This window comes from Ruegeria sp. CK3 (assembly GCF_056536565.1).
Genome location: NZ_JBQFPV010000001.1, coordinates 186,988 through 209,760, shown reverse-complemented (window position 1 = coordinate 209,760; position 22,773 = coordinate 186,988). Strand labels below are relative to the sequence as shown.

Below are 22,773 nucleotides of genomic sequence, written 5' to 3'. Positions count from 1 at the left end.
ACCGGCTCAGACCTGCATGATTTCCGACTGCTTGGTCTCAAGCGCGGCATCAACAGCTTTGATCATCGTGTCGGTCAGATCCTGAACTTCGCTCTCCCAGAACTTCTGGTCATCCTCGGACATTCCGTCCGATTTGGCCTTCTTGATCTGGTCCATCCCGTCGCGGCGCACATTTCGGATCGAGACCCTAGCGCTTTCAGCGTACTGTCCCGCAACCTTGCCCAGCTCACGGCGGCGTTCCTCATTCAGCTCTGGGATCGGCAGCATTATAATGGTGCCGTTCAGCTGCGGATTGATGCCAAGCCCGCTTTCTCTGATCGCCTTTTCAACCTTGCCCACAAGACCCTTGTCCCAGACATTCACCGTCACCATCCGAGGTTCAGGCACATTGACCGTGCCAACCTGGTTGATCGGCGTCATCGAGCCATAGGCATCCACCATCACCGGCTCCAGCATCGAGGCCGAGGCCCGCCCGGTGCGCAGAGAGGCAAATTCAGTTTTGAGATTGGACATAGCGCCGTCCATGCGGCGTTTCAGATCGTCGGTGTCCAGTTCGAAGTCGTCAGACATGCTGCTCACTCCCCGTCTTCAAGTGCTGTTTGGATGGGTCTTAAGCCATCACATTTGGGATGTATAGCAATCATGAGCATGAATTGTGGCAATGACCAGAACTGTTTCGGTCCTTTTGCCGCCCAGAAGGTTAAGCCAGGGCAGTTCTGCCCCGGTTAATTTTTTAATCAGGCGTTTACGTCGACAACAACGCGGCCCTTGACCTGACCTTTAAGAATATCCGCGCCCAGTTGGGGCAAATCGGACAGAGCTGCCAGGTGCACCATGGCCTCCAGCTTGTCCATTGGCAGGTCGGTCGCGATGCGCTGCCAAGCCCGCAGGCGGTTGTCATAAGGCTGCATCACGCTATCGATCCCCAGAAGGTTCACACCGCGCAGCAGGAAGGGAATCACTGTTGCAGGCAACCCCGCACCGCCAGCAAGTCCAACCGCAGCGACCGAACAACCGTATTTCATCTGACCCAAAACGCGCGCCAGCATGTCACCGCCAACGGCATCGACACAGCCCGCCCAAGTTTCGCTTTCCAGCGGGCGCTTCGTGGTCTCGTTCAGCTCTTCACGCGGCACGATGGTCGTGGCGCCAAGCGATTTCAGGTAGTCTCCGGTCTCAGGGCGCCCGGTCACAGCCGCGACCTCATAGCCCAGTTTGCCCAGAATAGCCGTCGCCACTGAACCAACGCCGCCCGCAGCACCAGTCACCAACACAGGCCCACGATCCGGCGTCAACCCGTGATCCTCCAGCGCCATCACCGCCAACATGGCCGTAAACCCGGCCGTTCCGACGGCCATTGCCTGCCGAGCGTCCAGCCCATCCGGCAACGGCACCAACCAATCGGCCCGAGCGTTGGCCTTCTGTGAGTACCCACCCCAATGGGCCTCACCCACACGCCAGCCGGTCAGAACCACCTTGTCACCAGGCTTGTAGCGGTCGTCCGAGGACGCCTCGACCGTTCCTGCATAGTCAATCCCCGGCACATGCGGGTAGTTCCGCACCAGACCACCACCTTTGGCCGACAAGCATAGACCGTCCTTGTAGTTCACTGTCGAATACTCAACAGCAACCGTCACCTCTCCGTCAGGCAGATCCTCCAGCGAGAGTTGCTTGACCGAGGGGCTTGCCAGACCGCTTTCTTCATCCTTTTCCATAACCAAAGCATTGAACATATTGCTATCCTTTCATTTTTGGCGGCCAGCCCTATCCTTCACCTGGCCCAAAATATCCCGGGGGAGTCGCGCAGCGACGGGGGCAGAGCCCCCAGCCTCCGCTAGATCCAAAACTGCCCCTGCACCGTCGCGCTCCGCATTCCATCAGGCGTTTCAACTTCGACCTTGGTTCCGGCGTCCCAATGGCTCAATTTGACCATACCTATCGAAACATTGGTCGAGAAATCCGGAGACCAGGCAGCAGACGTCACCTGACCCACCTTCTTTCCGTCCGCAAAGACAGGCCACGGCTGAACACAAGGCGGCACAGCATCACCGTCAATCGCGATCGGACGTATCTGTTGCACCGGACCTTCCTTGGCCACACGCAACAACGCATCCCGGCCCACACAGCCAATGGCGGTATGCGTGTTGCAGAACTTTCCCAGCCCGCATTCATGCGGCGTGTTGTCGTCGGTCATATCATTGCCGTAGGACAACAACCCTCCCTCGATCCGCTCGATCAGGTTGGGACACCCGGCTCGCACGTACAGGTCTTCGCCCGCCGAGAACAGAGCGTTCCACAGAGGCATACCGATATCGCTGCCCTCGACATAAATCTCGAACCCACCTTGCTTGGAGTAGCCCGAGCGGGCAACAGCAAGATCGCGCCCTTCGAATTCGAACATGTCGAACTTGAAGAAACGAATATCGCGCACACGATCACCGAATACGCGCGCCATCAGCTCATCTGCCTTTGGCCCCTGAACACCCAACGGCGACACATCCGGCTCATCAACCAGCACATCCAGACGATACCCGTTGGCCAACCCCTTGACCCAAAGCAACAAATCGCTGTCGGCGATAGAGATCCACCAGCGGTCTTCAGAAAGCTTCACGGCTACGGGATCGTTCAACATCCCGCCGGTTTCGTCCACAATCGGCACGTAGAAGCACTGTCCGGGTAGCATCCTGCGCAGGTCGCGCGGTGTCAGCATCTGCATCAGACGGGCAGCATCCGGCCCGCGCAGTTCAACCTGACGTTCACAGGAAACGTCCCAGACCTGAACGTTCTTCTTCAGGTGATGGTAGTCGGCCTCGACACTTTCAAAGACCGTCGGCAACAACATCCGGTTGTAAACCGTGTAGCCTTTGACACCAGCGGCTTCGACGCCTTCGGAAAACGGCGTGCGACGCAGGCGACGAGACAGGGATATTTGCGGCATTCAGCCCTCCTTTGGCATGAAGCAAAGATCGCTGACCGGGGCCTCGGAACCGGCTTCGGTCAGCATTTTGTGGAGTTGTCCACGATGATGAGTTTGATGGTTGAAGAAATGCATCACGCATTGCGCGTAAGGCAAAGTAACATCAGCCTCTTTTGCAGCTGAGTACCATGTGAAAGGCCCCGAAAGGACCTCATCGCCAAGCGTATCCGCCCAATCCGAGATCCGATCATCCATAGCCACGCGCAGAGCCAGCCAGCTATCGAGATCAGGGCAGAGATGCACGCTTTCGTGGATGCCCCCTCCGGCTCGGTGGATGTTGCTCTCTGGCCCCGGCCCTTTGTCAAAGCGTGACATCCAGATCCAGTCGCCCCACAGCAAATGGTTCGCCGTGCCTATAATCGAGCCGAAAAAAGCACCACGTTCCTGCATCAGTTCTTCGGGCGAAAGCGCTTGAAGAAATTCCGCCAACTGGCTGTTTTGCCAGTGGTTGTAGCGCGCCATTTCTCGGGCAAAGGCTCCGGTGATCATCACTTCGGCCCATGCCAGTCGATCGGGCAAATCTCGGCCGATTTACCGCCGAAATCCCAGACGCGACCATAGTCGCGCACTTTCGATTTGTTTCCTCGGGCTACGATGATGTCCGGCCCCATCCAGTATTTGGAGTTCGACACCATTACCGGATGCTCAGGGTCTTTACCGCCCAGCATCTCAATCTCGCCTTGGATTTTACGACCGATCGCGATCCTTCGCTTGTTGCCGTCCCGTTCGATCTGGACCGGAGCACGTTCGGCCCCGATGATCTCACTCACCAGCATGGTGAACAGGCCAGTGGTGCCGCCGGCCTGACCGCTAAAAATCTGCAGCAGCCCGTTATAGGCCTTGCCGCTGGCGCGTTCATCGACATAGGCGGCAACTTTCCACTGCCCCTCGCCCATGCGACCCGGAATATCGACCAGAAGACCAACATTCAGGCCCGACAGATCTTCACCCTCAAAATGCCCTTCATCGATGATCACACCCATCCAGGCGTGGCAGTGGCCCTCAGTCGGAGGGTGCGCGCCCAAAGAGACCACGCAGGGGCAGAACACATCGCACGAGCAGTTCAGGATCAACTCACCTTTGATGGACCAGTCCGTCGGGCTCATCTCACGCCGTTTGGGGTTGGGCATACGGCTGTCGATCCGCTGACTAATCGGAAGCCGGTCGGCCTCGGGTTTTCTGTTTTTCGCCATCAGCTTATCCTCCGTAAGCAAAGGGATAGATCAGCAGCACAACACCGCCTGCGATCAGTATGAACCCCATGGGTCGGGTCACAGCATGCCCGATCTGGGGGAGTTTTTCCAAAACCATGAACAGGGTCGCCAGACCCATCCACAAAAGGCTCATGACGCCACCAACAAAGCCAAGCGCCATGAAGCCCCAGCAGCAACCGACGCAGAACGCGCCGAGCCCCAGCCCCATTCTCACACCGCCCGCAAAGCCGGTTTTCCAATGGCCCAGGAAATACGTCATTGGGGCGTGACAAACGCCGTGGCAGACCTCTTTCGCGCGAGTGAACTGGAAGGCGCCGACCACGATCAGCAGCCCTCCGGCCACCCAATTGGACTTGGCGATGCCCAGCATATCGACAAACCCACCGAACAGCAGGGCAAGCTGAACGCCAGCGATAAGCGCCGCAAATCCCACCCAGACGATGAAATACCCGGCCAGAACGCCCAGCCATCCAGCCCGCGTACCATTGGCGCTGCGGATCAGGTCGTCATAGCTGCGGAGCGTCGGCACTAGCGTCGGCAACATCATCGCCGCCATCATGATCGCCCACATCCAGAACAAAGGTCCGAACTCGGCCATTGGCATATACATATCCATGCGCGGATCCATCGCCGCCATGGCCTGTCCCATCGGCCCTGGCCGGCCAATGAAGTCCAGATCCATGTCTCGGCTCATCGAGAACATGACCCACCACGCCCACAGGATCACAGCATAGAACGCCAGCCACATTCCGCTGCGGAATAATGCGCGACTCATGTGATCCTCCGACTCAACTCTCTTGCTTTTCAAATGTCAGACTTTTAAATGTCAGACAAATAAAATTTTCAGACTGGCCACAAATGAAGATAGACCCCGCCAATCCCGCAGACCTCTCTGCCCAGATCGCACAGGCCATTCGGAACGCGATTGTGTCCGGCGAATTGATCGTGGATGAGCGCCTGCCCTCCGAATCAGAGCTTGCGGATCAGTTCCAGGTGTCGCGACCTACGGTGCGCGAGGCGCTGAAGCGCTTGGCAGCGCAGTCCCTGATCCGTACCCAACGCGGTGCAACCGGCGGGGCCTTTGTAAACCGGATCAGCTTTGAGGACGCCTATTCGCAGCAAATTACCACCTCGACCCTGCTGCTGTCGATGAACGCCGTTAGTTTCGACACAGCGTGCGAGGCGCGGTATGCGCTGGAACGCGCCTGTGCGCCTTTGTCGGCCCAACGTCGCACCGCGGATCAACTGGCAACAATGCGGGCCGAGATCTTCCGTCAGGCTCAGCCGGGCCTGACAGACGAGGCCTTCTGCGCCTCAGACGTCGCCTTTCACCGTGCGCTGGTCGATGGCGCGGACAATCCAGTGCTGTCCTATCAACTGGCCGGTGCGGTCGAGGCCATGCAGCCTCTGATGAACATGATCACCTTCACCGCGCGCTCGCGCGAAGAAATAATCGCGCTACACACCAAGATCGCCGACGCGCTTGAGGAACGCGATGCCCCATCGGTGGACGCGACGCTGATCGAACTTGAAACCTATACGCGCCAGCTGGCCCGGGATGTGGCCGAGCGCAAACGTAAAACCGCCTGACACTCAGGCCCGAAATCTGACGCAGACCAACAGGCAGAAAGGAAGCACGAGCAGGCAGGATGTCACCCGGCGCCAAGACCGGAACTCTCAGAATGAATTGACGATCAATGACTTACGGGAGGATGTTATGAATACAAGACCGGACCCAACCTTTTACCCATCTGCCAAGCTGGCGATGGAGGGCCCCACTGAGACGCTTGCTTTTACGCTGATGCTCAGCCCGGATTTTTCGCAACCTGACGGACTGGCGGTTGTGAATGTCGATCCAACTTCTGACGACTATGGAAAAATCGTCCATCAGGTCATCATGCCGGAAAAAGGTGATGAGTTTCATCACTTTGGCTGGAATGCTTGCTCTTCCGCGCTGTCACCGCTGACGGGCCACGCGTTTCTGGAACGACGCTATCTGATCATCCCGGGCATCCGCTCCAGCCGGATCTACGTGATCGACGTGAAGAACCCGCTAGAGGCCAAAATCCACAAGATCATTGAACCCGAAGAAGTCTTTGCAAAGACAGGATATTCTCGCCCTCACACCATTCATTGCGGCCCTGAAGGCATCTATGTCAGCACCTTGGGCGGCGGCGGAGAGGACGGAACCGACGGCCCTCCGGGTATCTTCATCATGGATTGTGAAAGCTTCGAGATCATCGGACGATATGAAATCGAACGGGGCGTGCAGGACAAGCACTATGATTTCTGGTGGAACCTGCCGCGTGACTACATGGTCAGTTCCGAATGGGGGCTGCCGCCACAGTTCGAGAACGGAATCGTGGCCGAGGACCTGCTGTCGAACAAATACGGTCACAGCATCCATTTCTGGAACCTGCGCAGCCGCACCAATATCCAGACCATTGATCTGGGCGAAAACCACCAGATGGCGTTGGAAATTCGTCCGGCTCACGATCCGGTAAAGCAGTATGGGTTCTGCGGCGTTGTTGTGGACACAACGAACCTGCAAGGTGCGATCTTCACATGGTGGCGAAACGACGACGGCACGTTTGAGGCCAAGAAAACCATCACCATCGACCCGCAACCGGCTGACCCGGATGACCTGCCGGGCTTGCTCAAAGGTTTCTCGGCCGTTCCACCGCTAGTGACGGATATCGACCTGAGCCTCGACGACAAGTACCTCTATGTCGCCTGCTGGGGCACCGGTGAGATGCACCAATATGACGTCTCGGACCCAATGAACCCGACACTGGCGGGAAAGGTCGAGATTGGTGGGATCGTCAAAAAGACCAAACACCCGAACGGTCAGGACTTTGGCTATGGCCCGCAAATGGTCGAAATCAGCCGCGACGGCAAACGGGTCTATTGGACCAACTCGCTCTATTCCACCTGGGATGACCAGTTCTATCCGGGTGAACGCGGTGCAGCCATGGTCAAGGCGGATGTCGGCGAGAACGGCGGTCTGACTTTGGATCCCAAGTTCTGGGTCGAGTTCCCCGAAGGCTATCGCAGCCACCAGATCCGGTTAGAGGGTGGAGACTGTTCGACCGACAGTTTCTGCTACCCCTCGGTCTGAGTTGGACTTTCTGATGACATCAACGGCTGGCCTCTGGCTGGCCGTTGTTCTCAGCGGTGCCTATCACGGGCTGAATCCCGGTATGGGCTGGCCGCTTGCTGTCTCCTCCGCGTTGATGGAGCAACGCCAATCGGCCCTCTGGCGTGCGTTGGCGGCCCTTGCGGGCGGTCATTTCCTGGCGATGCTGGGAGTCCTGCTGCCATTTGCGATGATGGTCGTGTTGATTGACTACCAACGCGAAATCCGCATTGGGGCCGCGCTGATTGTCATTGCGATGGGGCTGTATATTGCTGTCACCCGCAACCACCCCCGGTTTTTGTCGCGCGTGCCGCCCAGTAAACTCGCGCTGTGGTCCTTTCTGGTCGCGCTCGCCCATGGCGCGGCGTTGATGCTTGTTCCGATCTATCTGGGTCTGTGCAATTTGGATGAGCTGGACGCCGGGCATCAAGCCATCTCTCAGATCATGACAACAAACACCCTGCTGGTTCTGGCCGTGGCCGCGCTGCACACAGCCGCAATGATCCTAGGAGGCGGTCTTCTGGCCTATGGCGTCTATCGCTGGCTTGGGCTTCAATTCCTCTCACGCACCTGGTTCAACCTTGAACTCATCTGGGCACTCAGCTTGATTTTGGTCGGCGTGTTGGGGCTTTGGTCCGCAATCTAGTCGCCGCACGATCACCTTGCACATGTTTTGAAAAACCGCTTTGTCCTGTTTTGAAAGAAGTTAGGAGTTCTCGAAGTGTCCCAGAACACGCGTCCCACGGAATTGCTGCGCCAAGGTAAGGCAGCCGACTGGCAGGCCGCTACCACCCATGCCTTCACGCGCGAGCTGTCAGAAGGCACCCTGCCCGAGGACAAGATGCGCTGGTATCTGCAACAGGACTATCAGTTCGTCGATGGCTTCGTCCGCCTGCTGGCCAGCGCCATTGCACACGCGCCCACCCTGGCCGACAGCGTTCCCGCCGCGCAGTTTCTTGCGGTGATTACTGGGCCTGAAAATACCTACTTCCTGCGCTCGCTCGAAGCGCTGGGCACCCAACCCTGCACCGACCCTGCCCCCGCTACCAAAGCCTTTCAGGACCTGATGGCCGAGGCCGCAGCCTCGGGCCGGTATGAGAACATGCTGGCGGTTCTGGTTGTCGCAGAATGGGTCTATCTCAGCTGGGCCAGCGCGGAAAATCCGCCGAAACCCGACCTACCCTTCTGGTTCGCGGAATGGATCACGCTACATGCCGGAGAAGGTTTTGAGGGCGTGGTCGAGTATCTGCGCGGGCAGCTCGACAAGACCTGGCCCACCTTGACGCCAGAGGCGCAAGCCGAAGTAACACGGCTGTTCCACCGGGCGGTCGAGCTGGAGAAAGACTTCTTTGACGCCGCCTACGCGGTGTAACCGGACAAAGGCACAATCATGGTACATATCCTCAACGTCATCGCGGCTCTGCTGACCATCGGCTTTGGCCTGTTCGGCTTTCTCGCACCTTTGCACACCGCGACGGCGCTGGATCTGGCCCCGACGAACAGCAACATGGGTCTGAGCGAGATGCGCGCCTCGGTCGGAGGGTTGTTCGTTGTCACGGGCATCGCCGTGATCTGGCTAAACCACCCAATGGCATACGCCATGCTGGGCGTAGCCTATGCCGGGGCGGCTTTGGGGCGGTTCGTGTCGGTGCTGCTGGACAATCCACCACTTGCTAAGGCCATGATTTTTGGGGGAATTGAACTGATCCTAGCCGTCTGGCTGATCGCCGCAAATCTGAACCGCACCCCGTGATTTACAGTGCTCTAAGGGCATTTCCGGGTTTGCATCCCGAAATCTCCTCACCTATATAAGTTCTGTCCTTCGGGACTATGGACATAAACGCGCTCGTAATAAGCGGATCGGACCCGGGGGCGGTACCCGGCGGCTCCACCAAACATCCTTCGTTTGAGGATTTTGGGGCCGAAATAGGATCGACGAACGTCTAAAGGGGTTAGCTTTGTCTCGGCTGTCTGCCACCGTTATCGGCGAAACTAGTACAATTGCAAACGACAATCGTGCTCCGGTTGCAGTTGCTGCGTAAGCAGTAACAAGACCGAAACTTAAGCCCTTGCGCCTAGCCGCGTAAGGCGGGGTTCGCAGGTACCTGGCAACAGAAACCTGCATTTCCCCTACCTTATGTCTGCGTTTATTTCGGCTCAGATTCAGAGTTTATTCATCTCTTTTGTCCAAAGTCATCCCAGACAGACAGGAGGGCCGGGATGACCCACTCAGATATCTTGAAAGCGTGGTATTCGGAAGTTTGGGAACAAGGGAATACCGATGCAATTGATCAGTACTTTGCGCCGGAAACCATGGCCGAGGGGCTGATCCCCGAAATGCAGGTTGGGGCCGATGATTTTCGCGATCTTGTGATGGCCTTCCGGCATATTCTGGGTGAAATCTCGGTCGAGCTGCCAAAGATCATCGAAAACGGGGATTGGGTGTCCGCCATTCTGCACGTCAAAACCTTCCGCGCCGACAACGGTGCCCCGCTGGAGGTGACGGGCCAGGTCATGGCCCGCTTCAAGGGCGACAAGATGGTGGAGGCCTACAACCAGTTCGATTTCATATCGTTTTTTGAACAGCTTGGTCAGTTTCCGCAGGATACCCTGCCCGTCTGCATGACCGGTCAGCGACTGGATTGGAGCTGAACACCCAAGCCGCCTTGACCCCCAAGTTTCCAACGCGATAGCTAAGGCCATACGTGCTGCGCGCATTCGGCGCACGGCCGCCATTGCGGGGAAATGGGTCATGCTTCGTGATCGAAAAAACCAGCTGTCCGAGCGCATTTTGACCGTTGGGCTAACGTGACATGACGCCTTCAGTGCGCGACCTTGTTCTGGTCTTCGGCAGAATTGGCCTTTTGTCCTTCGGCGGCCCTGCGGCGCAGATATCCTTGATGCATCAGGAGTTGGTAGACCGTCGCGCCTGGCTGTCTGAGGAAACCTATTTGCGCGCTCTTTCCCTATGCATGTTGCTGCCGGGGCCAGAGGCGATGCAGCTGGCCACTTATGCGGGCTGGCGTCTTCGGGGCGTGACCGGAGGGTTGATTGCTGGCACCCTGTTTGTTCTGCCGGGGGCAATAGTCATCTCTGCGCTGGTTCTGCTCTATGCGAGCTTCGGCACCCTGCCCCTTGTGCAAGCCGGTTTTCTGGGGATCAAGGCCACGGTCATCGTGATCGTCCTTCAAGCGCTCCTGAAGCTGTCACTAAAGGCATTGACCGACACGGAACACCGCCTCATCGCGGGGATCGGGTTCCTGGGTATCTTCCTGTTCAACCTGCCCTTTCCACTGATCATTCTGGCCGCCGCGCTATGGGGCTATGTGTCTTTCAAAGGACCCGTTGCGCAGCAAGACACCTCCCCACGCGCAAGTTTTTCCGGCACCCTACGCACGGTTGCCATTTGGGTGCCGCTCTGGCTCGGACCATTGGTCCTCCTGTCCCTGTCCGGTCATCAATTGCTCAGCGACTTGGGATGGTTCTTCGCCCATCTGGCCGTGGTGACCTTTGGCGGGGCCTACGCAGTTTTGGCCTACATGACACAGACGGTGGTCGATCAATATCAATGGATCAGCACCGGCCAGATGATCGACGCGCTGGGCCTTGCGGAAACCACCCCCGGGCCGTTGATTCTGGTCACGCAATTCGTCGCGATGCTGACCGGACAAATCAACGGAGGGGTCTCGCTGGCCTTCGCCGCAGGTGCGGTTGCGCTATGGGCGACGTTCGTTCCGTGTTTCCTTTGGATCTTTCTGGCCGCTCCGTATTTGGACAAACTGGCGACGCGCCCTCGGCTCTCTGCCGCTTTGCATGGCATCACGGCAGCCGTCGTAGGTGTGATTCTCAACCTCTCCGTGTGGTTCGCCTTGAACGTTCTATTCGATGTGGTCACGCAATACAATTGGGGGCCTGTCTCGATACCTTTGCCTGAGTGGGACTCGCTAAACCTCACTGCGGCTGCGCTCACTATCGCCGCCGGGGTATTGATTTTTCGAGCAAAATTAGGGATGACAACGGTTCTGGCACTGATGGCCGTCGCGGGCATCGCTATCCAGCTATTCTGATCAATCCGGCGATACGCGCCCTTTCGTTTCCAGCTAAAACGCCTATGCTGGAGGCGACCACTTTCGAGGATGACACATGTCGCAAGACATCGACTATGGAAACCTGATGCACACCGCCATGCGCGGGCTGATCAAAACCGTTCTGACCGGTGTCTCTGAAACCGGGCTACCAGGCGCGCACCATTTCTTCATCACGTTCGATACAAGAGAAGACGGCGTCGACATCGCAGACTGGCTGCGTGACCGCTATCCGGAAGAGATGACTATTGTGATGCAGCACTGGTTCGAAAACCTCGAGGTCGGTGAAAACGGCTTTGCGATTACGTTGAACTTCGGCGATGCGCCGGAACCGCTCTACATCCCCTACACGGCCATCAAGACCTTCGTGGATCCGTCCGTCGAATTCGGCCTGCGCTTTGAAGGACCCGAGGATGACGACGCGGAAGAGGAATTCGTAGAAGAGACAATCGAGGTTGAAGAACCCGAGGTTCATCACGACGCCGACGTCGTCTCACTGGACAGCTTCCGCAAGTAGTCCATCAAGCCCCGCGCCCTTCGCAGGGTTTATTGTTTTTGCAAAAAGGTCTCGACCGCGCGGGATTTGTCTCCGTTGATGAAGCGCGAGAACGACAGATTCAGCCCGCCCTCGGCCAGGGTTCTATCATATTGCTGCAACTCGTAGCCGCCCTGCGCATCAATAAACAGGGAAAACACGGTCATCGTGTCCCCTTCAATCCGGCCCCAGACAAAGGGTTCTCCTTTCATTGGGTCCAGAGGAACCTCATGGCCGAACACATTCCGTTGCATGGCTGCCGAAAACACATCGGGCCGGTCCGAGGGCACAAAGTCGACCGAGAATTTCTGTTGCTTGACCCGCCCGTCCAGCTTGTAGGTCGTTGTGGTCCAGCTGACATTGAACCCGTGGCGGGTCTCATGGATCGAAACGCTCATATCCCGAGGCGTTGCAGTTCCATCTACGTCGACAACATTGGCGGATCCGGTGTAGTCCCCGACGAAGGGCGTGATACTGGATGCGTTTGCCAGCGTGCCAAGCAAGACCAGCCCCATGGCCAACAGCATGGTTTTCAACGGGATCATCCGAGCTGAGATTGGCATTTCATCCTCCACGATGGCCACACATATATTGTAGCTCAGCGGCAGGCGCGCACAATGGGGCTTGCGCGCGCGATTGGAACAATTTCACCCGCCTTGCGCCTATACCTTGGGTTTTGTTGAGTTTAAGCTGCGCGCAACTTGCCAATTGCGTTGCGGCGCTGCCTTGGCTAAACGGCATACAACTGCATACCAGACGGAGTACCCGATGTCTCAGACCCGCACCGAATCCGACAGCTTTGGCCCGCTCGAGGTTCCCGCTGACAAGTACTGGGGGGCGCAGACGCAGCGCTCGATTATGAACTTCCCCATCGGTTGGGAGAAGCAGCCCGTAGCCATCGTGCGCGCTCTGGGCGTGATCAAAAAAGCCTGCGCAATGGAGAACAAAGCGACCGGCAAGCTGGACGCCAAGATCGCCGACGCGATCATTCAGGCCGCTGGCGAGGTGATCGAGGGCAAGTTCGACGACAACTTCCCTCTAGTCGTATGGCAGACCGGCTCGGGCACGCAGTCCAACATGAACTCGAATGAAGTGATCGCAAACCGCGCGATCGAGATTCTGGGCGGCGTCATCGGCTCGAAAGACCCGGTTCACCCAAATGATCACTGCAACATGGGCCAATCGTCGAACGACACGTTCCCGACCGCGATGCATATCGCAACTGCGGTCAGCGTGCGCGACGTGCTGCTGCCCGGTCTTACCAAATTTGCCGAAACTCTTGAGAAAAAGGCGGCTGAATTCGCGGGTATCATCAAGATCGGTCGCACTCATACGCAGGATGCGACTCCGCTGACGCTGGAACAGGAATTCGGAGCTTACGCCCATCAGATCCGTCAGGGCATTACCCGCGTTGAGGCTGCAATGCCCGGTATCTACGAGCTGGCGCAGGGTGGCACCGCCGTTGGAACCGGGTTAAACACCCATGGTGGATGGGACGAAGCCGTCGCCGCCAACATGGCTGAAATTACTGGCCTGCCCTTTGTAACCGCTCCGAACAAATTTGAAGCATTGGCCGCACATGACGCCATGGTCTTCTTGTCCGGTGCATTGGCGACCATCGCCGGGTCTTGCTACAAGATCGCCAACGATATTCGCTTGCTAGGCTCAGGCCCCCGCTCGGGTCTGGGCGAGCTAATTCTGCCCGAAAACGAGCCAGGGTCTTCCATTATGCCTGGTAAAGTGAACCCGACACAGGCCGAAGCCCTCACTCAGGTGGCTGCCCATGTCATGGGCAATGATGCTGCGATCAAGTTCGCGGGCTCCCAGGGTCATTTCCAGCTGAATGTCTATAACCCGATGATGTCTTACAACCTTCTGCAGTCGATCCAACTGCTGGGCGACGCCACCGACAGCTTCACTGAACGGATGCTGTCGGGCATTCAGGCCAACGAGCCGCGCATCGACAAGCTGATGAAGGAATCTCTGATGCTGGTGACCGCTCTGGCCCCCACCATTGGCTATGACAACGCCACCACAGTCGCCAAAACGGCGCACAAAAACGGAACGACCCTCAAGGAAGAGGCCATCGCGCTGGGTTTTGTCGATGAAGAGACCTTTGACGCTGTCGTTCGCCCCGAACAGATGATCGGCCCGAAAGACTGATGGATAAGCCGGTCAATCTAAACCGGTATCGGAAAGAGAAAGCGCGGGCCGAGAAAAAGGCCCGCGCGGATCAGAATGCGGTCGCCTTCGGTCGCAGCAAGGCCGAAAAACAGGTCGTGAAGCTGCAAAAAGACAAGCAGACCCGCGATTTGGACAATCACGAGTTGGATGAATGAGCGGCCCTCCGGTCAAACGCTCTCTGACCCTCAAGGGGCACCGGACTTCAGTCTCGCTTGAGGATGAATTCTGGCGCGCGTTTCGCGATATTGCCGAAGAAAAACAACAGCCCATCAATGCTTTGGCTGCAGACATTGATGTTGCACGCGACCCTGAAACAGGTTTAGCATCGGCCATTCGTGTTTTTGTTCTGAAATGGTACCGCGACAAGCTTTGACGCTTGTCAGAGCCTCAGCTATGAGTGTAGTTTGAATGAGAACAAAATAGGTACATTCATGAGCAAAATAGTTTTGGGTCCTGATGGCCTCGCCCGATGCGCATGGTGTCAAGCGGCGCCTGAGTTCTTCGACTATCATGACACGGAATGGGGTTACCCGGTGTCCGATGATCGACGATTGTTCGAAAAACTGTGTCTTGAAAGCTTTCAGTCCGGCCTCAGCTGGCGCACGATCCTGAACAAGCGCGAGAATTTTCGCCGCGCCTTTTGCGACTTTGATTTCAACAAGATGGCCGAGTTTTCTGAGGCTGATATCGAACGCCTTCTGCAAGATGCAGGTATCATCCGCCATCGCGGCAAGATCGAAGCCGTGATCAACAACGCCCGTCGTGCGCAGGAGTTGGTGGCGAAGGAAGGTTCCCTCGCGGCCTACGTCTGGCGGTATGAACCGACCTCACCACCAGAGCCACAGACCGCCAGCACCTCAGCCGAGTCAGTGGCGATGTCGAAGGACCTGAAGAAGCGGGGATGGAAGTTTGTCGGCCCCACCACCGTTTTTGCCTTCATGCAGGCGATGGGGCTGATCAATGATCACGCGATAGGCTGCGTCAGCCGTGAAAAAGCGGCGCAGATGCGCCGCGATTTCGTCAAACCGGTTTAGGCGTCACGCGGACGCTTTGAAGATCTTGTCGATGTTGCTGCCGAGGGCGGCGTTGAATTCGGCGTCCGATTGCTGTTTCGAAAGCCCCTCGGTCAGCGCGCGCGAAAACGACGCGATCATCTTGCCGTTCTGACCCAGCAGATCACAGGCCTGCTCGGTCGAGTAACCACCCGACAGGGCCACTACGCGCAGAACACGCGGGTGATCGGCCACTTCGTCAAAGAGGTTCGCGACGCTTGGGATGGTCAGCTTCAGCATGACCTCCTGCCCTTCGGCCAGTTGGTCGAGGTTTTTCAGAATTTCGGCTTTCAGGATGTCCTCGGCCTCGGCTTTGGTTTCCGAGTTGATGTTCACCTCAGGCTCGACAATCGGCACCATGCCAGCGTCGGTTACAACGCGAGCCACGTCGAATTGCTGGGCAACAACGGCGGCGATACCTTCGGCGTTGGCTTCATGAATGACCGAGCGTTCCTTGGTGCCAAACACGCCTTCCGTTTGGGCCAATGTCTCGGCCAGCCCCGGGATGGGCTTCATCATCTGCACACCGTTTGCAGTATCTTCCAGACCCTTGTCGATTTTCAGGAACGGCACGATCCCTTTGACGGACCACAGGTAATCGGCCACCTTGCGGCCGTCGATCTCTTCGCCAAGGGTGCGTTCGAACAGGATCGCGCCGATCACTTTGTCCTTGGTGAAGTCATCCGCCAGGATGATCCGCGCGCGCATGTTCTGGATTTCGCCGAACATCTCCTCTTCCGAGGCGTATTGCGCAGCATCCACACCGTAGAGTGCCAGAGCTTTCGGGGTTGATCCGCCGCTTTGATCCAGTGCTGCAATAAAGCCTGCTCCGTTTGACATCTGCGCGCGCTGTTCTGCTTTGGACATAGTATTTTCCCGTTCAAGACTGATTCCGATTTCCTTCATCGCATACAGCACAGTTATGGGTGATGGTAGTTTGTTAGCGCTCAACCACGCGCAACCATATGCCATCCCGCGATCTGACCGTCAGATGAGCCACCGGAACAGGCGTTTTGTCCGGGATTGTTTCGAATCTGAAATGGCGCAGCAATGTGGACAGGATCAAAGGTCCCTCCACCATCGCAAACCCGGCCCCGGGACAGACGCGAGGGCCTGTCGAGAACGGAATATAGGCCTCACGCTGACAGGTTTTGCCGTTTTCCGTACCCCAACGAATGGGATCGAAGTCATCCGGGTTGTCCCACAGCCGCTCTTGCCGATGCAGATGCCAGGGGCTGATCACAATCTGCGACCCTTTTGGAATGTCTCTGTTGCGAAACCTATCGGGGCAACTGGCCTGCCGGACCATCATGGGCACCGGCGGATAGAGCCGGAGCGACTCACGGAACACGTCGCGGCTGAGTTTCAGCTTGGACATAACCGCGAAAGAGCGATCCTCAAGCGCCTGCGCTTCCGAGGCCAGTTTCTCCTGCCACTCGGGATAGAGCGCCATCAGGTAGAGCGTCCAGGCCAGGGCCGAGGCGCTGGTTTCGTGTCCGGCCAGAAAAAAGATCGATACCTGATCGACCATCTCCTCCGGATCAAAACACTTGCCGGTTTCCGGGTCCGGTGTCTTCATGATCTTTGTTGCCAGATCATTGGGCGCGCGATCCGCAGCAATCGCGGCAGCCCGATCTTTCGTCAGTTTGGCAATAAGGGCGCGGATCTCTCGCGCGGCTCCACGCGTCTTTCGCGAATGAAACCGGGGCAACCAGCGCGGGAGCGGCACGAGGGCGGCGAGGTTCAACAAGGGCTGCTCGCGCTGATACGCTCGGAACCTGTCGAATACCTGCGCGGCAATGTCGTGTTCGATAGGCACGGAAAACAGGGTTCGGAAAATCACATCAGCGGCGGCATGGCTGGTGACCTGTTCGCACTCGGCTTGCGTTCCCGCCAAAGGGCGCAGCCGATCCACACAAGCGTCAGCGGCGGCGAGCATGGCAGGGAACGTATCCTTCAGCCGACCGCCCTCAAAAGCAGGGTCAATGATACGACGCTGGTGCTTCCACATCGCGCCGTTGGTCAGAAACACGGACTCCCCCAGCAACGGCCGCAACCCTTCGCTGATGCGGTTGGATTTCGGAAAATCATCCGGACGTTTCTTGAGGACCTCATCCACCAAATCCGGCTGATTGATCATGTAGGACCGGAAAAACGGCGTGCGAAACTCGGCCATCCACGCGCGGTAGAGCCGCTGAGGTTGCGCTGACAGCAGGTCCTGCCGGAACAATTTCAGATAGCGCCAGAGAGAGACTCGATCCGGGCGAGACTGCGGCTTGGGCGGTTTCATCGGCTCGTATCCGTGTGTTTGGAAACAGGCGTCTCGATCCGGCTGTTCGACGGCGCGCGGTCCTTAAACCGTTCCGCCAGTGTCAGAGGTCCCGCCGTGATGCGGAAATAGTCATATGTTCCCGGTCGATCAAAGGCGCAGAGGTATTGAAAATGCAGCCGAAAGAACCTCCACCGCAGGGCTTTCCATCGCTCGGGCGACAGCGTCTGTGTAAAGGCGGCGGACAGGACCAAAGGCCATTTCTTGGCGGGACCCGCGACGCCGCTGACGGCGACCGGATCACATAGGGCGAAAGAGCAGCCATCACCGGGCGCTGAGACATCCACCCATGTCAAATTGGTTTGCGTAGACAGGAACTGAAGATCCGACCTGAGTTTCTGTGCCTTGGGTAGGAACGAGACCATCGGTACCACTTGCCCAAGTGTCAGAAACGACTGTGCTGGCCCACCGGCGGTCTGTCTGCGCAAAACATCCGCCAGAACAGAAACGCCCAGATGCGCGCCCGAGCTATGGCCGACGACCAGAACCTCATCCACGTCCGTCTCTAGCGCGGCCTCGATCAAATCCGCGAACTCCTCAAGGCGGTGCTGGAGCTTGTCCGGAATCTCCCCCTGAAATTGCGCCGAGTATGCGTAATCATGCATCAGGTAATAGGCGAAAAGCCGATTGTCGATTTTGCGGAACCAGCGCAGCAGACCGTAGGCCAAAGCCAAACCCGGCAGCAACCCCCACCATCCAGCCAGAGTGGCCGCAAGGATCACGACCAACACGGCAGCGAGAAGTTGCAACAGCAGCATCCCCACCGGATAGAGCGCCGCAATCACCGGGCCTTTTCTGAGTTGCCGCAGCCGTTTTAACGTTCCTGTTGAGATATAGGTCCATGCCGTCTGACCAAGCTGCTGATAGGTCGCCAGTATCGAGCCCGACATGCTGTCTTGAACGATATCGGACCAGACCAGAACCTCGACATCCGTTTGAACCTCAACCCCGTCCTGAACGGAGGAAACATGCCAGCCAAATGGGCCATCGCCCGTCTTGGGCGCGAGCGTGATCTGATAACCCGAGATCTCAGCCTGCGTTTGCGACTCAGCCCGGTACAGCTCGCGATAACGCCGCGCAGGGATCGGGTCGTAGCCGGGAATGTAGAACACATGCCGCCTGCGCAGCTGTGGTTGATTTATCTGACTGCTCATGGCCTTACCTTCTGCTGCGCAGGTTAACGCAGCATTGCGGCCAAGGTAAGGTGGATCAGCCCAGAACCGCCAGCGCCGGGAAGGTTTCCAGCAGCCACCAGCTGAATTCGGTGAAGAGGCCAGTGATCAGCATGATGCCCACGAACAGAAGCAGCCCGCCCATGACCTTCTCGATCGTGCCCATATAGGGTTTGATCCGGTTCATGACGCCCATCGAGCGATTCAGGAACATCGCAGCCAGCAGGAACGGAATCCCCAGACCCGCCGCATAAACACCCAGCAGCAACGTGCCGCGCGCGACCGAGGCCTCGGACGCGGCCAGTGACAGGATTGCACCCAGCTGAGGGCCAATGCACGGCGTCCAGCCAAAGGCAAAAGCGAGACCCAGAATATAGGCGCCAAAGACCGAGCCACCGGAGTCTCCGGTTTCAACCCGCGCTTCGCGGTCAAGCAGAGGGATACGGAATACGTTCAGAAAGTGCAGGCCAAAGACAATCACCACGGCACCCGAGAGCTTAGCGAAAAGCACCTGATTTTTCAGAACAAACGCCCCGAAGGCTGAGGCGGTAAAGCCAAGCAGCAGGAACACGGTCGACAGACCCAAAACAAAGAACAAGGCGGTCAAAGTCGCCTTGCGCCGGGCGCGGGCCTGATCTTGCATTTCGTTGATGCTGACGCCGCTCATATACGCCAGATACGGCGGCACGATGGGCAGCACACAGGGCGACAGAAAGCTGATCAAACCGCCGATCAGGGCGATGAACATAGCAGGCAGCAGACCCGCGTCGATGATATCTATTCCGAACATGTTTCAGCACATATGGTATGGAGGCGGCTTCGTCACGGGGCTATTAAGTCACATCCTCGTGGTTGCGCGCTGGACACTGCGCCTTGGGCGAAATATTTGAGCCTTATGTCTAATCCTACTGAAACCCTCGATGCCCTCGGCCTGTTGTGCCCTTTGCCTGTGTTGAAAGCGCGCAAAAAGCTAAAGTCTTTGCCCGGTGGAGCAGTATTGCGCGTGCTGGCGGATGATCCTGCGGCGATTGTTGATGTCCCGCATTTCTGCGCGGAGAGCGGCCACACCCTACTGTCGCAAGGGGAAGAGAACGGCCATCAGGTCTATCTGATCCAGAAAGCGGGTTAAGTCCCAAGCAATCAAAACGAAAAAGGCGGGCCTCAAGCCCGCCTTTTCATTCTAGCTTCCAAGTGACCACCAACCGCGCCGTTTAGGCTTGGGCGGCTCTGACGGTTGTTCCGGCTCTTCCGCAACTGTCTCCAGAACGGGTTCGGCTGGGGTTTCCTCAACTGCGGGTGCGGCTTCAGCCTCAGCAACCTCTTCGACCGGGGCGGGTTCCTCAGCCGGTTGAGCTTCGACCGGTTCTTCTGCTTCCACCGCCTCGGCAGGCTCTGCCGTTTCAACAGCTTCAGCAGTTTCTTTGGTGTCTTGAGCCGGTTCCGGTGCGGCTTCTGTAACCTCCGCGACGTCCGATGGAGCCTCTTCGACCTGTTCCGGAGCAGCCTCAGCCTCGGCAACCACATCGGCTGCTTCCACTGGGGCGTCTTCCTTGGCCTCTGCCTCCTGTTCGAGGGCATCCTGCGCTTCGGATTCCACGTCTTTCTTCTTGCGACGGGGCGCACGGCGACGCTTGGGCTTGGCGGGCTTTTCGTCCTCGTCCGATGCCTCAGGAGCATCTTCAGCTTTGGCTTCGTCCGAGGGAGCCTCGGCGGCCGTGTCTTCACCCGCTTCTGATGTCTCAGCCTCTTGCTGATCGCTACCGCCCTTCTTACGGCGACGACGACGACGCTTGCGCTTGGGCTTGGATTCTTCTTCGGCCTGAACCGCCTCTTCTTCGGTCTCTTCCTCTTCGGTTGCGTCAACCAGATCCATCAGTGACGCATCGACGGAGACGACCGGAGCGGTCGCTTCGGGCACGATCCGGCTGGCGGTCTTGAACTTCTCCAGCGAGAAATCGGGGCTGACCAGATGCATGTCGCCTTCGACGCGCACGGACAGACCATAGCGCGCCTCGATCTGGGCGATATGTTCGCGTTTCTGGTTCATCAGGAAGTTGGCAATGCTGACCGGGCAGCGCACCAGAACCTCGCGTGAGCGGCGGCGGGTGCCTTCTTCTTCGATCTGGCGCAGGATCGACAGCGCCATGTTGTCGTCCGAGCGGATCAGGCCGGTGCCATGACAGGCCGGGCATGGCTGCGTCGTCGCCTCGAGCATACCGGGGCGCAGGCGCTGGCGGCTCATCTCCAACAGGCCAAAGCCCGAGATACGACCCACCTGAATACGCGCGCGGTCGGTTTTCAGCTTGTCCTTCAGGCGTTTTTCGACCGCAGTGTTGTTCTTGCGCTCGTCCATATCGATGAAGTCGATAACGATCAGACCGGCAAGGTCCCGCAGACGCAACTGGCGCGCCACTTCCTCGGCCGCCTCAAGGTTGGTCTTGAGCGCAGTTTCCTCGATCGAGCCTTCTTTGGTCGCCCGGCCCGAGTTCACGTCGATCGCCACTAGCGCTTCGGTCACGCCGATCACGATATAGCCACCGGATTTCAGCTGCACGGTCGGGTTGAACATCCCGGCCAGATAGCTTTCCACCTGATAGCGCGCGAACAGAGGCAGCGCGTCCTCATACCGTTTCACGTTCTTGGCGTGCGACGGCATGATCATCTTCATGAAGTCCTTGGCAATGCGGTAACCGCCCTCGCCTTCGACCAGAACCTCGTCGATGTCGCGGTTATAGAGGTCACGGATCGACCGTTTGATCAGGTCGCCTTCCTCATAGATTTTTGCGGGCGCAATGGACTTCAGCGTCAGCTCGCGAATCTGCTCCCACATGCGCTGCAGGTATTCATAGTCGCGCTTGATCTCGGATTTCGTGCGTTTGGCCCCTGCGGTCCGGATGATCAGGCCGGCGCCAGTTGGCACGTCGATCTCGGCTGCGATTTCCTTCAGCTTCTTGCGGTCGGGCGCATTGGTGATCTTGCGGCTGATGCCGCCGCCACGCGCTGTGTTGGGCATCAGGACGCAGTAACGACCGGCCAGCGAGAGATAGGTGGTCAGCGCGGCACCCTTGTTGCCCCGCTCTTCCTTGACGACCTGCACCAGCAGAACCTGGCGCACTTTGATCACTTCCTGGATCTTGTAACGACGCGGGCGCGGCTTGTGCGGAGGGCGAATATCCTCGCTGTCGTCTTCGTCCGCAACCGATTCAATCGAATCATCCTTGGCGGTCGCATCAGGCTTTTTCTCTTCGTCGTCTGAGTCGTCACCTTCGGCAGGCTCTGTCTCAGTGGTTTCTGCCTCAGGCGCAGCCTGCGCGGTTTCCTCGGTGTCAGCCTCGGCTTCTTCCGCTTCAGCTGCAGCTTCGGGCTGTTCTTCCGCCTCGGTTTCAGCCTGTTCATCAGAGGTCGCCTCAACGGTCTCGACCTCAATAATCTCAACCTCAGCAGTCTCTTCCTCAGCAGCCGGAGCGTCAGTGGCCTCAGACGCTTCATCCTCAGAGGGTTCTTCCACCGGCGTCTCGGCAACCGTCTCCATTGGAGAGGTCCCCTCGGGCACAGTCAGATCATCACTCTCTTCGCTGTCGTCGAGATCAATGGTCTCCATACCCGTTGGCTCGGACGAGACATCCAATGTCTCGACCGGGTCGTTCGACTTGACGTCCGCTGCTTTGCTGCGCGACCGCGAGCGGCGTTTCTTGGGTTTGGCTTCCTCGGCCTCATCACGCGCCTTCATCGCCTCGGCATAGGCGCGCTCTTCCTCCATCAGCGCCTCACGGTCGGCGACGGGGATCTGATAATAGTCGGGATGAATTTCAGAAAACGCCAGGAAACCATGGCGATTGCCGCCATAGTCCACGAACGCCGCCTGCAGAGACGGTTCGACCCGGGTAACTTTTGCTAGATAGATATTGCCAGCGAGCTGGCGTTTGTTTTCGGATTCAAAATCGAACTCCTCGACCTTGTTTCCGTCAACCACCACAACCCTAGTTTCCTCGGCGTGGGTGGCATCGATAAGCATTTTCTTAGCCATGTGTCCTTGATGCACCGCGCCAAACGCGTTGTCCTGACCCATCCAGGCGGACAGGCACTTTT

25 protein-coding genes and 1 other RNA gene are annotated in these 22,773 nt (G+C 57.9%); 14 read left to right on the top strand and 12 right to left on the bottom strand.

The window, feature by feature from the left end; translation table 11 throughout:
• Positions 1-6 precede the first annotated feature (6 nt).
• From frr to ACR0C3_RS01045, 6 genes are all read right to left on the bottom strand, one after another.
• Positions 7-570: a ribosome recycling factor gene (frr, locus tag ACR0C3_RS01070; protein ID WP_170373774.1), complete on the bottom strand. Its 564-nt coding sequence runs from the start codon at positions 568-570 to the stop codon at positions 7-9.
• 167 nt (positions 571-737) lie between these two features.
• Positions 738-1,733 (bottom strand): acryloyl-CoA reductase, encoded by a 996-nt coding sequence (gene acuI / locus ACR0C3_RS01065; protein WP_480756721.1) that lies wholly within the window; start codon positions 1,731-1,733, stop codon positions 738-740.
• 101 nt (positions 1,734-1,834) lie between these two features.
• A complete protein-coding gene (locus ACR0C3_RS01060) occupies positions 1,835-2,938 on the bottom strand; it encodes a dimethylsulfoniopropionate demethylase (RefSeq protein WP_480756719.1) in 1,104 nt (367 codons plus the stop codon).
• Positions 2,939-3,496, bottom strand: a complete 558-nt coding sequence (locus tag ACR0C3_RS01055; RefSeq protein WP_480756717.1) for a DinB family protein — start codon at positions 3,494-3,496, stop codon at positions 2,939-2,941.
• Entirely contained in the window at positions 3,466-4,170 is a 705-nt protein-coding gene (locus ACR0C3_RS01050; protein ID WP_480670974.1) for a DUF1326 domain-containing protein, read from the bottom strand. The genes ACR0C3_RS01055 and ACR0C3_RS01050 overlap by 31 nt, the downstream gene beginning before the upstream one ends.
• 4 nt (positions 4,171-4,174) lie before the next feature.
• Positions 4,175-4,966, bottom strand: a complete 792-nt coding sequence (locus tag ACR0C3_RS01045; RefSeq protein WP_480756715.1) for a DUF2182 domain-containing protein — start codon at positions 4,964-4,966, stop codon at positions 4,175-4,177.
• Positions 4,967-5,049: 83 nt separating this feature from the next.
• Between ACR0C3_RS01045 and ACR0C3_RS01040 the strand changes: the two genes are divergently transcribed.
• The 9 genes from ACR0C3_RS01040 (at position 5,050) to ACR0C3_RS01000 (ending at position 11,929) form a co-directional block, all read left to right on the top strand.
• Positions 5,050-5,781: a FadR/GntR family transcriptional regulator gene (locus ACR0C3_RS01040; protein WP_480756714.1), complete on the top strand. Its 732-nt coding sequence runs from the start codon at positions 5,050-5,052 to the stop codon at positions 5,779-5,781.
• A gap of 127 nt (positions 5,782-5,908) precedes the next feature.
• Positions 5,909-7,309, top strand: coding sequence for a selenium-binding protein SBP56-related protein (locus ACR0C3_RS01035; protein ID WP_480756713.1), 1,401 nt, complete (start codon positions 5,909-5,911; stop codon positions 7,307-7,309).
• A 13-nt stretch (positions 7,310-7,322) separates the two neighbouring features.
• Positions 7,323-7,973 (top strand): hypothetical protein, encoded by a 651-nt coding sequence (locus tag ACR0C3_RS01030; protein ID WP_480756711.1) that lies wholly within the window; start codon positions 7,323-7,325, stop codon positions 7,971-7,973.
• A gap of 75 nt (positions 7,974-8,048) precedes the next feature.
• Entirely contained in the window at positions 8,049-8,699 is a 651-nt protein-coding gene (locus ACR0C3_RS01025) for a TenA family protein (RefSeq protein WP_480756709.1), read from the top strand.
• Between the two features lie 18 nt (positions 8,700-8,717).
• Positions 8,718-9,080, top strand: coding sequence for a DUF4345 family protein (locus tag ACR0C3_RS01020; protein WP_170665087.1), 363 nt, complete (start codon positions 8,718-8,720; stop codon positions 9,078-9,080).
• A 25-nt stretch (positions 9,081-9,105) separates the two neighbouring features.
• Positions 9,106-9,453: a transfer-messenger RNA gene (ssrA, locus tag ACR0C3_RS01015) on the top strand.
• 94 nt (positions 9,454-9,547) lie between these two features.
• Positions 9,548-9,979, top strand: coding sequence for an ester cyclase (locus tag ACR0C3_RS01010; protein ID WP_170717935.1), 432 nt, complete (start codon positions 9,548-9,550; stop codon positions 9,977-9,979).
• 161 nt (positions 9,980-10,140) lie between these two features.
• A complete protein-coding gene (chrA, locus tag ACR0C3_RS01005) occupies positions 10,141-11,394 on the top strand; it encodes a chromate efflux transporter (protein ID WP_480756708.1) in 1,254 nt (417 codons plus the stop codon).
• 76 nt (positions 11,395-11,470) lie between these two features.
• Positions 11,471-11,929 (top strand): SspB family protein, encoded by a 459-nt coding sequence (locus ACR0C3_RS01000; protein ID WP_170466831.1) that lies wholly within the window; start codon positions 11,471-11,473, stop codon positions 11,927-11,929.
• Positions 11,930-11,958: 29 nt separating this feature from the next.
• On the opposite strand, the gene ACR0C3_RS00995 is transcribed toward ACR0C3_RS01000, so the two are convergent.
• Positions 11,959-12,474: a hypothetical protein gene (locus tag ACR0C3_RS00995; protein WP_425083199.1), complete on the bottom strand. Its 516-nt coding sequence runs from the start codon at positions 12,472-12,474 to the stop codon at positions 11,959-11,961.
• A 241-nt stretch (positions 12,475-12,715) separates the two neighbouring features.
• Between ACR0C3_RS00995 and fumC the strand changes: the two genes are divergently transcribed.
• The 4 genes from fumC to ACR0C3_RS00975 are packed head-to-tail and all read left to right on the top strand — an operon-like array spanning position 12,716 to position 15,165.
• Positions 12,716-14,110 (top strand): class II fumarate hydratase, encoded by a 1,395-nt coding sequence (gene fumC, locus ACR0C3_RS00990; protein ID WP_170548552.1) that lies wholly within the window; start codon positions 12,716-12,718, stop codon positions 14,108-14,110.
• The gene (locus tag ACR0C3_RS00985; protein ID WP_480756707.1) at positions 14,110-14,286 is read left to right on the top strand and encodes a DUF4169 family protein; all 177 of its coding nucleotides are present in this window, start codon (positions 14,110-14,112) and stop codon (positions 14,284-14,286) included. Before fumC ends, ACR0C3_RS00985 begins: the two co-directional genes overlap by 1 nt.
• Positions 14,283-14,504: a ribbon-helix-helix domain-containing protein gene (locus ACR0C3_RS00980; protein ID WP_480756705.1), complete on the top strand. Its 222-nt coding sequence runs from the start codon at positions 14,283-14,285 to the stop codon at positions 14,502-14,504. Before ACR0C3_RS00985 ends, ACR0C3_RS00980 begins: the two co-directional genes overlap by 4 nt.
• A gap of 58 nt (positions 14,505-14,562) precedes the next feature.
• Entirely contained in the window at positions 14,563-15,165 is a 603-nt protein-coding gene (locus ACR0C3_RS00975; protein ID WP_480670992.1) for a DNA-3-methyladenine glycosylase I, read from the top strand.
• A 3-nt stretch (positions 15,166-15,168) separates the two neighbouring features.
• Here ACR0C3_RS00975 and ACR0C3_RS00970 read toward each other — a convergent pair whose 3' ends face one another.
• The 4 genes from ACR0C3_RS00970 to ACR0C3_RS00955 all read right to left on the bottom strand — a co-directional run bounded on the left by ACR0C3_RS00970 (position 15,169) and on the right by ACR0C3_RS00955 (position 19,474).
• The gene (locus ACR0C3_RS00970) at positions 15,169-16,050 is read right to left on the bottom strand and encodes a fructose bisphosphate aldolase (protein WP_170548543.1); all 882 of its coding nucleotides are present in this window, start codon (positions 16,048-16,050) and stop codon (positions 15,169-15,171) included.
• A gap of 73 nt (positions 16,051-16,123) precedes the next feature.
• On the bottom strand, positions 16,124-17,473 hold the full coding sequence (locus ACR0C3_RS00965) for a cytochrome P450 (RefSeq protein WP_480756703.1): 1,350 nt from the start codon (positions 17,471-17,473) through the stop codon (positions 16,124-16,126).
• The gene (locus ACR0C3_RS00960; RefSeq protein ID WP_480756702.1) at positions 17,470-18,666 is read right to left on the bottom strand and encodes a hypothetical protein; all 1,197 of its coding nucleotides are present in this window, start codon (positions 18,664-18,666) and stop codon (positions 17,470-17,472) included. The genes ACR0C3_RS00965 and ACR0C3_RS00960 overlap by 4 nt, the downstream gene beginning before the upstream one ends.
• Positions 18,667-18,721: 55 nt before the next feature.
• Positions 18,722-19,474 carry a cytochrome c biogenesis CcdA family protein gene (locus tag ACR0C3_RS00955; RefSeq protein ID WP_170373794.1) on the bottom strand — a complete coding sequence of 251 codons (753 nt, stop codon included), beginning with the start codon at positions 19,472-19,474 and terminating at the stop codon, positions 18,722-18,724.
• Between the two features lie 105 nt (positions 19,475-19,579).
• Here ACR0C3_RS00955 and ACR0C3_RS00950 point away from each other — a divergent pair, with 105 nt between their 5' ends.
• Entirely contained in the window at positions 19,580-19,813 is a 234-nt protein-coding gene (locus ACR0C3_RS00950; RefSeq protein WP_480756700.1) for a sulfurtransferase TusA family protein, read from the top strand.
• Between the two features lie 51 nt (positions 19,814-19,864).
• Here ACR0C3_RS00950 and ACR0C3_RS00945 read toward each other — a convergent pair whose 3' ends face one another.
• On the bottom strand, positions 19,865-22,711 hold the full coding sequence (locus ACR0C3_RS00945) for an Rne/Rng family ribonuclease (RefSeq protein WP_480756699.1): 2,847 nt from the start codon (positions 22,709-22,711) through the stop codon (positions 19,865-19,867).
• Between the last annotated feature and the right edge of the window lie 62 nt (positions 22,712-22,773).

What these genes read in the sequence shown, in the direction of transcription:
- ACR0C3_RS01040 (WP_480756714.1), top strand. Translation starts at nt 5,050, where the DNA reads ATGAAGATAGACCCCGCCAATCCCGCAGACCTCTCTGCCCAGATCGCA.
- ACR0C3_RS00960 (WP_480756702.1), bottom strand. Translation starts at nt 18,666, where the DNA reads ATGAGCAGTCAGATAAATCAACCACAGCTGCGCAGGCGGCATGTGTTC.
- ACR0C3_RS00955 (WP_170373794.1), bottom strand. Translation starts at nt 19,474, where the DNA reads ATGTTCGGAATAGATATCATCGACGCGGGTCTGCTGCCTGCTATGTTC.
- ACR0C3_RS01000 (WP_170466831.1), top strand. Translation starts at nt 11,471, where the DNA reads ATGTCGCAAGACATCGACTATGGAAACCTGATGCACACCGCCATGCGC.
- ACR0C3_RS01050 (WP_480670974.1), bottom strand. Translation starts at nt 4,170, where the DNA reads ATGGCGAAAAACAGAAAACCCGAGGCCGACCGGCTTCCGATTAGTCAG.
- ACR0C3_RS00995 (WP_425083199.1), bottom strand. Translation starts at nt 12,474, where the DNA reads ATGCTGTTGGCCATGGGGCTGGTCTTGCTTGGCACGCTGGCAAACGCA.
- chrA (WP_480756708.1), top strand. Translation starts at nt 10,141, where the DNA reads ATGACGCCTTCAGTGCGCGACCTTGTTCTGGTCTTCGGCAGAATTGGC.
- ACR0C3_RS01035 (WP_480756713.1), top strand. Translation starts at nt 5,909, where the DNA reads ATGAATACAAGACCGGACCCAACCTTTTACCCATCTGCCAAGCTGGCG.
- fumC (WP_170548552.1), top strand. Translation starts at nt 12,716, where the DNA reads ATGTCTCAGACCCGCACCGAATCCGACAGCTTTGGCCCGCTCGAGGTT.
- ACR0C3_RS00975 (WP_480670992.1), top strand. Translation starts at nt 14,563, where the DNA reads ATGAGCAAAATAGTTTTGGGTCCTGATGGCCTCGCCCGATGCGCATGG.
- ACR0C3_RS00945 (WP_480756699.1), bottom strand. Translation starts at nt 22,711, where the DNA reads ATGGCTAAGAAAATGCTTATCGATGCCACCCACGCCGAGGAAACTAGG.
- ACR0C3_RS00965 (WP_480756703.1), bottom strand. Translation starts at nt 17,473, where the DNA reads ATGAAACCGCCCAAGCCGCAGTCTCGCCCGGATCGAGTCTCTCTCTGG.
- ACR0C3_RS00950 (WP_480756700.1), top strand. Translation starts at nt 19,580, where the DNA reads ATGTCTAATCCTACTGAAACCCTCGATGCCCTCGGCCTGTTGTGCCCT.
- ACR0C3_RS01045 (WP_480756715.1), bottom strand. Translation starts at nt 4,966, where the DNA reads ATGAGTCGCGCATTATTCCGCAGCGGAATGTGGCTGGCGTTCTATGCT.
- ACR0C3_RS01010 (WP_170717935.1), top strand. Translation starts at nt 9,548, where the DNA reads ATGACCCACTCAGATATCTTGAAAGCGTGGTATTCGGAAGTTTGGGAA.
- acuI (WP_480756721.1), bottom strand. Translation starts at nt 1,733, where the DNA reads ATGTTCAATGCTTTGGTTATGGAAAAGGATGAAGAAAGCGGTCTGGCA.
- frr (WP_170373774.1), bottom strand. Translation starts at nt 570, where the DNA reads ATGTCTGACGACTTCGAACTGGACACCGACGATCTGAAACGCCGCATG.
- ACR0C3_RS01020 (WP_170665087.1), top strand. Translation starts at nt 8,718, where the DNA reads ATGGTACATATCCTCAACGTCATCGCGGCTCTGCTGACCATCGGCTTT.
- ACR0C3_RS00980 (WP_480756705.1), top strand. Translation starts at nt 14,283, where the DNA reads ATGAGCGGCCCTCCGGTCAAACGCTCTCTGACCCTCAAGGGGCACCGG.
- ACR0C3_RS01060 (WP_480756719.1), bottom strand. Translation starts at nt 2,938, where the DNA reads ATGCCGCAAATATCCCTGTCTCGTCGCCTGCGTCGCACGCCGTTTTCC.
- ACR0C3_RS00985 (WP_480756707.1), top strand. Translation starts at nt 14,110, where the DNA reads ATGGATAAGCCGGTCAATCTAAACCGGTATCGGAAAGAGAAAGCGCGG.
- ACR0C3_RS00970 (WP_170548543.1), bottom strand. Translation starts at nt 16,050, where the DNA reads ATGTCCAAAGCAGAACAGCGCGCGCAGATGTCAAACGGAGCAGGCTTT.
- ACR0C3_RS01030 (WP_480756711.1), top strand. Translation starts at nt 7,323, where the DNA reads ATGACATCAACGGCTGGCCTCTGGCTGGCCGTTGTTCTCAGCGGTGCC.